Annotated in this window: 7 protein-coding genes; 3 read left to right on the top strand and 4 right to left on the bottom strand. The window is 40.0% G+C overall.

What is annotated here, in order from left to right:
• Positions 1-827 (top strand): hypothetical protein (locus tag JW841_00035; GenBank protein MBN1959309.1); only part of this gene is annotated, 827 nt, incomplete at its 5' end.
• 105 nt (positions 828-932) lie between these two features.
• On the top strand, positions 933-1,547 hold the full coding sequence (locus tag JW841_00030; protein MBN1959308.1) for a hypothetical protein: 615 nt from the start codon (positions 933-935) through the stop codon (positions 1,545-1,547).
• 232 nt (positions 1,548-1,779) lie between these two features.
• On the opposite strand, the gene JW841_00025 is transcribed toward JW841_00030, so the two are convergent.
• The 3 genes from JW841_00025 to JW841_00015 all read right to left on the bottom strand — a co-directional run bounded on the left by JW841_00025 (position 1,780) and on the right by JW841_00015 (position 5,355).
• On the bottom strand, positions 1,780-1,938 hold the full coding sequence (locus tag JW841_00025; GenBank protein MBN1959307.1) for a hypothetical protein: 159 nt from the start codon (positions 1,936-1,938) through the stop codon (positions 1,780-1,782).
• Positions 1,939-2,157: 219 nt separating this feature from the next.
• Positions 2,158-3,288 carry a DUF444 family protein gene (locus JW841_00020; protein ID MBN1959306.1) on the bottom strand — a complete coding sequence of 377 codons (1,131 nt, stop codon included), beginning with the start codon at positions 3,286-3,288 and terminating at the stop codon, positions 2,158-2,160.
• Between the two features lie 18 nt (positions 3,289-3,306).
• Positions 3,307-5,355 (bottom strand): serine protein kinase, encoded by a 2,049-nt coding sequence (locus tag JW841_00015; protein MBN1959305.1) that lies wholly within the window; start codon positions 5,353-5,355, stop codon positions 3,307-3,309.
• Between the two features lie 221 nt (positions 5,356-5,576).
• Here JW841_00015 and JW841_00010 point away from each other — a divergent pair, with 221 nt between their 5' ends.
• Positions 5,577-6,671, top strand: coding sequence for a glycosyltransferase family 4 protein (locus JW841_00010; protein MBN1959304.1), 1,095 nt, complete (start codon positions 5,577-5,579; stop codon positions 6,669-6,671).
• On the opposite strand, the gene JW841_00005 is transcribed toward JW841_00010, so the two are convergent.
• Positions 6,608-7,714: an ATP-binding protein gene (locus JW841_00005; GenBank protein ID MBN1959303.1), complete on the bottom strand. Its 1,107-nt coding sequence runs from the start codon at positions 7,712-7,714 to the stop codon at positions 6,608-6,610. The two genes, JW841_00010 and JW841_00005, sit on opposite strands and share 64 nt — an antisense overlap.
• Positions 7,715-8,001 lie beyond the last annotated feature (287 nt).

Below are 8,001 nucleotides of genomic sequence, written 5' to 3'. Positions count from 1 at the left end.
TGCAAAACTCACTCGAAAACGAAATTAATCAAAAACAAGAATTGCAAAACTCACTCGAAAACGAAATTAATCAAAAACAAGAACTGCAAGACGCACTGCAACAAAATCAAAAAGATATTGGTTCAAAAAATACGCAAATTAAAGTTTTGCAAGAAGAAACTAACGAACTTCGCTTAGCTTTAGAAAAGATGCAAAACGATATTGCTACTAGCCAAATAACTAATAATGATAAATCAGATGCGATAAATGTAACCGAAACTCTTGATAACAACACGGATCTGACATTAAAGGATACCTCAACAATCTCTTCTGAAGAAGAGGTTGTTAGCGATGAATTAGATTTAGTAGAAAATGAGTCAACAACTCCTGTTCTACTTGATGATAATGCTAATTCTTCCATAGATGAGGAGGAGTTTTCAGAGGCGGTTTTGCCTCTGAGTACATCTGACAATGTGCCGTCTAATGAGACAGTTTCTTCGATTGAGCTTGATACGGAGGTGCCAAACGAAGCTAGTGTCACTGTAAACGATCCAGCTTTTGCACAAGCGCCAGAGGAAATAGAAAACCTCGATGCGCAAGCTTTGTTGGATACTGCTCAAAAAAATAGTCTCGACGTATTATATGTTGAAGATATAGGAGAGACTCAAGTTTTAGAGCAGAATGATGATACGGTGTTAAATAACGAAAATACTTTTGATGAACCGATGTTCGGTGAATTAAAAGTAGGTAGTGATACAGTGGCCACAAAAAAACAAAATCCATCAACTTTGGACGATCTCGAAGATCTACTCGCAGATTCGATACCAAAGCCGCCTTCACAACGTTGAATATCGCCTTTATAAGCGGTAAGGGTTGTAGTAGTAGTAGTAAAAAAATCGGCTATTATGCGACACAGTGCGCTATAAGCTAATTGCATAGACGAGGATTTAGTCGTGCGTGAACTAGAAATTGATTGGGCTGCACTTCATAGTGCGTTTCAAATGAGTATGCCAGAGGTACGTTGTTTTCTCTCATTAGAGGATGGCCGTGTTTTAAAAACACCTCCAGGAGATCCACTACTCGCTAAATTTCGCAGCGAGCCGGAGAAATACGTACCGATTGAAGCTATTCCTTCGCGTATTCAATACCAATGGCTCGACTCATTTATTAAATCTGTTGAGGATGAATCTATACGGCCTCGAATGGAGGCTGCCGTAAACGGAAAAGGTGCATTTCGGCGTTTTAAAGACATCTTGCTTACCTTACCAGATGAACGCCGTCGCTGGTTTGAGTTTCGCGACCAATTATTAAGGCAGCGCATTGTTGAATGGATACGTGAAATTGGTGTCGAAACAACTAATGAACCACCCTGGCTTAATCAACCACCAGGAACTCTTGAAGCACCTGTACCTGCAAATAGCGATAAAGACATTGAAGATCTTCGTGACTTTATTATTGCTTGGGTTGATGGCCAACACCCAGAAGATGTAGTTGCCCCTCTTAGTTTAGAGAAACTAGCTCACGATATTTCTACCCGTTTTAAAGTAAAGCGTTTGCAATCTGTTTAATATTAGACACGATTACTAATAAGCTCACTTAAAATTCCCAGTTCTCTGTTCTTTAAATACCCAGTTTAAACTCACCTGGTTAAAGATAAAATGTAGATTTAAAGAACAGAGAATAGGGGACAGGGAATGATTGGTGATGATGTTAAAAGTAAGATGTAATTAAAAATTGGGTACAAAAAAACCGCCAAGTTATAGAAACTAACTGGCGGTATTATTATTTACATTAAATACTTTAAGCCTGGCGCATTCTACAAACACATTCTAAAAAAGTAACATTGCGTCTAGAAAGTACTGCTCGTGCCCAGCAACGAAAATAAGCAGCCACACCAAACTGCGCAATTATTGTTGGCGCACAGGTTATTAAATCTCGTGTCGTTATAATACCGCGCATGACTACCTCTAAAACTTGTTATCATTAACTTCTTTATCGACGATACTTATAAATAGTTTCGTCACAATCAAATAGCTTAGTCTAATTTTCTAACTAAAGCGATCTAAATAATACAGGTCTTCTGACATGATTTTCGTAGTTTTTCAAGAATTAAGATCGAAAAGCAGTTAAAAATGTACTCATATGTACGTTTTCTGGATACCTCTGGATAAAAAATAATTATTTCCCTTTTCCAAGGAATTCTTTAATTGAATTATATATCGCTTCTTTATTCTTTATTTCCGAAGTAAATACTTTAGTACTAGACGCAAACACTTCTTTGATATCTTTAATAAATTGACCAGAACCGTAAGGACTTTCAACTTGCCCATAGCAAAAACAATTTGAAGCCGGAATAAGTTTATCTTTTAAAATATCCATACATAATCGAGTATCGTCAGCCGACCAGTTATCACCATCAGAAAAATGAAATGGGTATATATTGTAATCAGATACTGGATATTCATTATCGATTATTTCACTAGCTAATTTATAAGCTGAAGAAATCATAGTACCACCTGATTCGCGAGTGTGGAAAAACGTTTCGCGATCTACTTCTTTTGCCATGGCATCATGAATTATATATCGGGTTTCAATACCTTTATATTGATAGTGTAACCAGGTATCGATCCAAAAAGACTCTATACGCACTATCTCTTTTTGTTCATCTCCCATCGAGCCAGAAACATCCATCATGTAAATAACCACAGCATTAGTCTGAGGTTCGGTATGTATTTTCCAAGAACGATAACGACGATCGTCATGAGTTGGTACAATAACGGGATTTTTGGGGTCATAACTACCAACAATTAATTGCCGACGCAGAGCCTGTTTAAATGTTCGACGAAAATAACGAAGTGATTCAGGACCAGCACGTTGCACACCTGTATAACGACGACGTTGTGCTACAAGCCGTTCTTTTCCTTTAGATTCAATATTTGGTAACTCTAAGGATTCACCGAGCATCTGAGCTAATTCGGTGAAAGTTACATCCACCTCCAGAACATGCTCTACACCTTCATTACCAGCTTCATGCCCCTCGCCAGGTTGTTTCACATTGCCAGGCTGTAACACCGTGCCTACATCACCATCACCCTGACCTACCCCCCCTGTATCACGGTGATCAAACTCGAAATGCGGCAAATCTATTTGTGGTACAGGAATCGAAACATAGTCTTTGCCTTGTTTGCCAATCATCTCGCCTTTAGCAATATACTTCTGCAAATTTTGCTTTATGGCACCACGGACAATTTGCTTAAAGCGAGAATGATCTTGATGTATCTTCAAAGACCTTACTCCGTAATTGTGGATGGGCTTTTTAAACACACCCTAGTCTTTGACATCACCACGAGCAAAAATCGAAGCAACAAAGTTAAGCACATCAGTCGCACAAATTTCACAATAATCATAATTGCGAATCATGCGCTGTTTAACCACATCTATTTTTTCTTGGGTGTCCCGATCAACAACACTCGAAACTAATGTTGTTAGTTTTATCGAATCTTTCTGATCTTCAAAAAGCTTTAGTTCTAAAGCACGATGCAAACGTTCATTGGTACGAAAATCAAACTTTTTACCTTCAACCGCTAATGCACCGATGTAGTTCATAATTTCACGGCGAAAATCATCTTTGCGACTTTCAGGTATGTCTATTTTCTCTTCAATAGAACGCATTAGACGCTCATCAGGCTCTTCGAATTGCCCGGTGTATTTGTTTTTTACTCGTTCTTTTTGAGTATATGCCTTAATATTGTCGATATAATTGGCACATAGTTTACTAATAGCTTCTTCATCAGCAGAGATAGCTCGCTGCACCTCATTTTTCACCACATCTTCGTATTCTTGCTTGACCATGGCGACAAGCTCACGGTAGCGATTACGATCCTCTTCACGGGTGACCAGCGAATGAGAGGACAACCCCGCGTCAAGCTCATTAAGTAACAAGAATGGATTTATACAACCTTCAGCTTTATCAGAGACAAGCGCATTTGATATTTTATCTTGAATATATCTTGGAGAAATCCCCTCCATTCCTTCACGCACAGATTCTTTGCGTAATTCTTTAACTGAATCTTCAGTATACCCAGGTAGTGTTTTACCATTATAGAGTTTTAATTTCTGTAATAGGGTTAAATTAGCCTTTTTGGGATTTTCTAAGCGCGTCGCCACTGCCCACATTGCTGCCATCTCAAGTGTATGCGGAGCAACATGTTTACCTCTTATTTTTTTAGATGAATAATCTTTCATGTAAATCTTAGTTTCTTCAGTCAATTTAGTAATATATGGAATATCGATTTTTACTGTACGATCACGCAACGCTTCCATAAACTCATTATTTAATAATTTCTTATATTCTGCCTCATTAGTATGCCCAATAATCACTTCATCAATATCAGTTTGAGCAAATTTCTTGGGTTTGATCTTATGTTCTTGTGAAGCACCTAAAAGGTCATAAAGAAAGGCAACATCAAGTTTAAGAACTTCGATAAACTCAATAATACCGCGATTGGCGATATGAAACTCGCCATCGAAATTAAAAGCTCGGGGGTCTGAATCACTACCATATTCAGCAATTTTACGATAGTTAATATCACCAGTTAATTCGGTCGAATCTTGATTCTTTTCGTCTTTAGGCTGAAAAGTTCCAACACCGACTCGATCTTTTTCAGAAAGAATTAAGCGTCGCACTTTAACGTGTTCAATTACTTTTGAAAAATCGCCTTTATAGCGCTTCATTAAGTTGCTAAAAACATAACGACAAGCCGGGCAAAGCTCTCCCTGCACGTTTACTAAAAATTCCTTATTACCTAAATCTAGTTCAGTAATAGCATTGGTTCGCCATTCAAGCGGAATTAAACGCAAGGGTTCTTCATTCATCGGACAAGGCATATGCTCGCGCTTTGTGGACCCATCTTCACGTATCTCATCAAGATACCAATCAAAGGTAAATAAAGCCCCAGCAGAACTTTGCGAGTACTGCTCAAGGCCTTTTTTTAAACGTCGGGCAATTGTACTTTTTGAAGAACCAACTGGACCATGTAATAAAATAACTCGTTTTTCGGTGCCATATGAAAGCGCCGCGCTCTTAAAAACGTTAACTAAACGCATTAATGGAATATCAAGACCATAAACTCCATCAACTCCATCATTTTCGAGATCATCGAAAAATGGGTAATGAACAACTTTCTTCTTTGAATCAACGTATTCATTACGACCGTACGATAAAATCATATCGTACACACGTTGAAAGGCGTTACGCGTAACCTGAGGATTTTTACGAATTATTTGTAGATATTCTTCAAAAGTCCCTTCCCAGTGCTGGTCGCGGTATTGTTCAAGGTCTTGGTACGCCGCGATTTTAGCAATGAGTTCAGACATAATACCTCCAAGTTGGTCAAGCAACCTTAGATAGCCACTACTTAGATAGCCACTACAAGGTAACCCACATGTTCTAATATAAAGCCTAACATCGGCTTTGTGTTTAGAACAATAAAGTATTCAACTATATATTTAAGGCTACCTTGAGAAGGACTTCTATGCCATTGAAACACTATAATGCGCGTGACCCATTGACCAAAAGGTTCGCTTTGAGAAAACCTATGCGTATTACATACTTCGCCGTTTCAACGCGTTTAGGGCCTAGCTCAAGGTATCGTATTTATCAGTATCAGAACTTTTTTAATAACCACGATCATAGACTTATAATTGCACCAGCTCTGGGTGATAAATACTTTCAAGCCGAACGATTTCAAGGTTTTTCACGTTGGTGGCGACGCCTAATTTTTTTTTGTGTTGGTTTGTTTAGACGTTTATTGCAATTACGCCACCTTTGCCAAGCTGATCTCATAATAATTGAGCGTGAGTTTTTTGCCTTTATACCGCCGGTTTTTGAGTGGCTGATTCATCTAAGTCGCCAAAGTTATGTTCTTGAACTTGATGATGCTATCTATTTACAAAACGGACGCCGCCGTAAATATCCACACCTTTTGCGCATGGCAAAAGCGGTAATTGTCGGCAATGAATCATTGGCCAACCATTGTCTAAAATACAATAAAAACGTTCACGTTATTCCAACAACAATAAGCATAAAACGCTACCCAAAACGCAAACATTATAAACACGCTTCTTTGGCACGTATCGGCTGGGTTGGTCTTGCTTATAATTATCCACATCTACATACAATCGCATCTGCTTTGACGGAAGTATGCCGATTGGCGCCTGCTAAATTAGTAATATTATCAGCTAGACCTGAGCAGTTCGCCTTTCCGTATGAATTGGTGATGTGGCAAGAAAATAAAGAGACCGAGATAATCTCAAGCTTTGATATTGGCATTATGCCTTTGCGTGATACTGCTTTTGCGCGTGGTAAATGTGGCCTTAAACTCATGCAATATATGGCTTGCGGGATACCCAGCGTGGCTTCGCCTGTAGGGGTTAATAAACAAATCATCAAGCACAACGAAAATGGGCTACTCGCCACCACTGCAGATGAATGGCGTGAAGCTTTATTATCATTGCTTAATGATGAGACTTTACGTCAACGCCTTGGGCAATCGGCTAGAGTAACTATCGAAAAAAAATACAGCCTTGAAGTCTGGGGTCCACGGTTAGTTAGGTTATATGAAGAATTTTATACAAGCCCTTTTAAAAACAATAAGGCGGGTGCTACACGAATTTTATCAGGGGTTTGGTAGTCTTTGGTTCCCGTGGCATGCAATTGCCAAGCATCGGCAATTGGGAATTTATGCTTGAGATACGCTAGGTGCTTGCTTAGTGGAGCATCGCCCCATTTGCATTCGATCAGGGTTATAGGTTGGCCATTTTCGGTGATTATAAAATCAACCTCACGGCCATCGCTATCGCGAAAGTACTGTAAATCGATATCTCGTCCCAGTCGGTCTTCTTCAAAATGGACCCATTTCAATAAATGATGCGCCATTAAATTTTCGAAACGCTGGGGCAATTCGGTTACAAGTGACCAATCGTAGTGATAATGCTTGCGTTCTTTCTTTACGGCCCGGATCTTAGATGTGCCCAGGGGCGACAAGCGGAATATGGCATATAATCGCTCCAAAATATCCATCCAATGCGCAATGGTTTTATGGCTAATTTGTAAATCCTCGCGTAAAGCATTTAAGGAAAGCGGGCTACCCACCAATTTTGGTAGACGCAGCATCAATAACTCCAAATTACCTAGGTCATGGAGTTGTTCTAAAGAAGTCAAATCCTCCCTGATCAGTCTGGTGCGATACTCACGCGACCAGCGCTTGGCCTCTACTGCGGATTTTCCGAAAAAGGGCTCTGGATATCCTCCGAGCATCAACAACTCCATGAAATCCGCTGCACTGGTGAGTTTCAATTCAGCCACCGATAAAGGATGTAGCCGAAAAAAATGGTAGCGGCCCTGCAATGAATCGCCGCCAAAGCGATAGATATCGAGCCGCGCACTGCCGGTAACCAATATGCGGTGTGTACCAGAGTCATAGAGGCCTTTAATATAATTGCGCCAGGAGCGATATTTATGAATTTCGTCCAATACTAAAGTATCGCCTTCAGGCAACTCATGCGCCAAGATTCTTTCGCGTTGTTCGGCAATGTCCCAGTTCAAATAGCCTTTAGTGCCCGCTACCTGCATGGCTAAGGTGGTTTTTCCAACCTGCCTCGGTCCAGCAACAAAGACCATTTTTTTTAAAAGGTCTTTTACAATTTGCGGTTCGAGATAACGTTTAAACATAATTCCGCTATACGGTGATATTTGATAGCTGTCAAATATCACCGTAGAAAATTTTGATAGCTGTCAAATTTGATGGGAGATGTTGCTTGCTACGGCCAGATCCTGCATTCCGACCTTGTTGACGGAATTGGTTCCTCCGGAGGCAATCATCGTGTCGACCGGGCGAAAAAAAACTGCTTGGCCGACCGTGCCGACATCGAGAGGAGCTGACTCTTGATCTCATCTCTGTAATTGATCGATTTTATTAGGCTTTACTGGATGCCCTCTTTCGAGGGCATGACGTAGAGAGT

The organism is Deltaproteobacteria bacterium, assembly GCA_016931625.1.
In the GTDB taxonomy this organism is placed as follows: domain Bacteria; phylum Myxococcota; class XYA12-FULL-58-9; order XYA12-FULL-58-9; family JAFGEK01; genus JAFGEK01.
The sequence above is the reverse complement of the archived record's forward strand: the minus strand, read 5'-3'. Positions and strand labels throughout refer to the sequence as shown.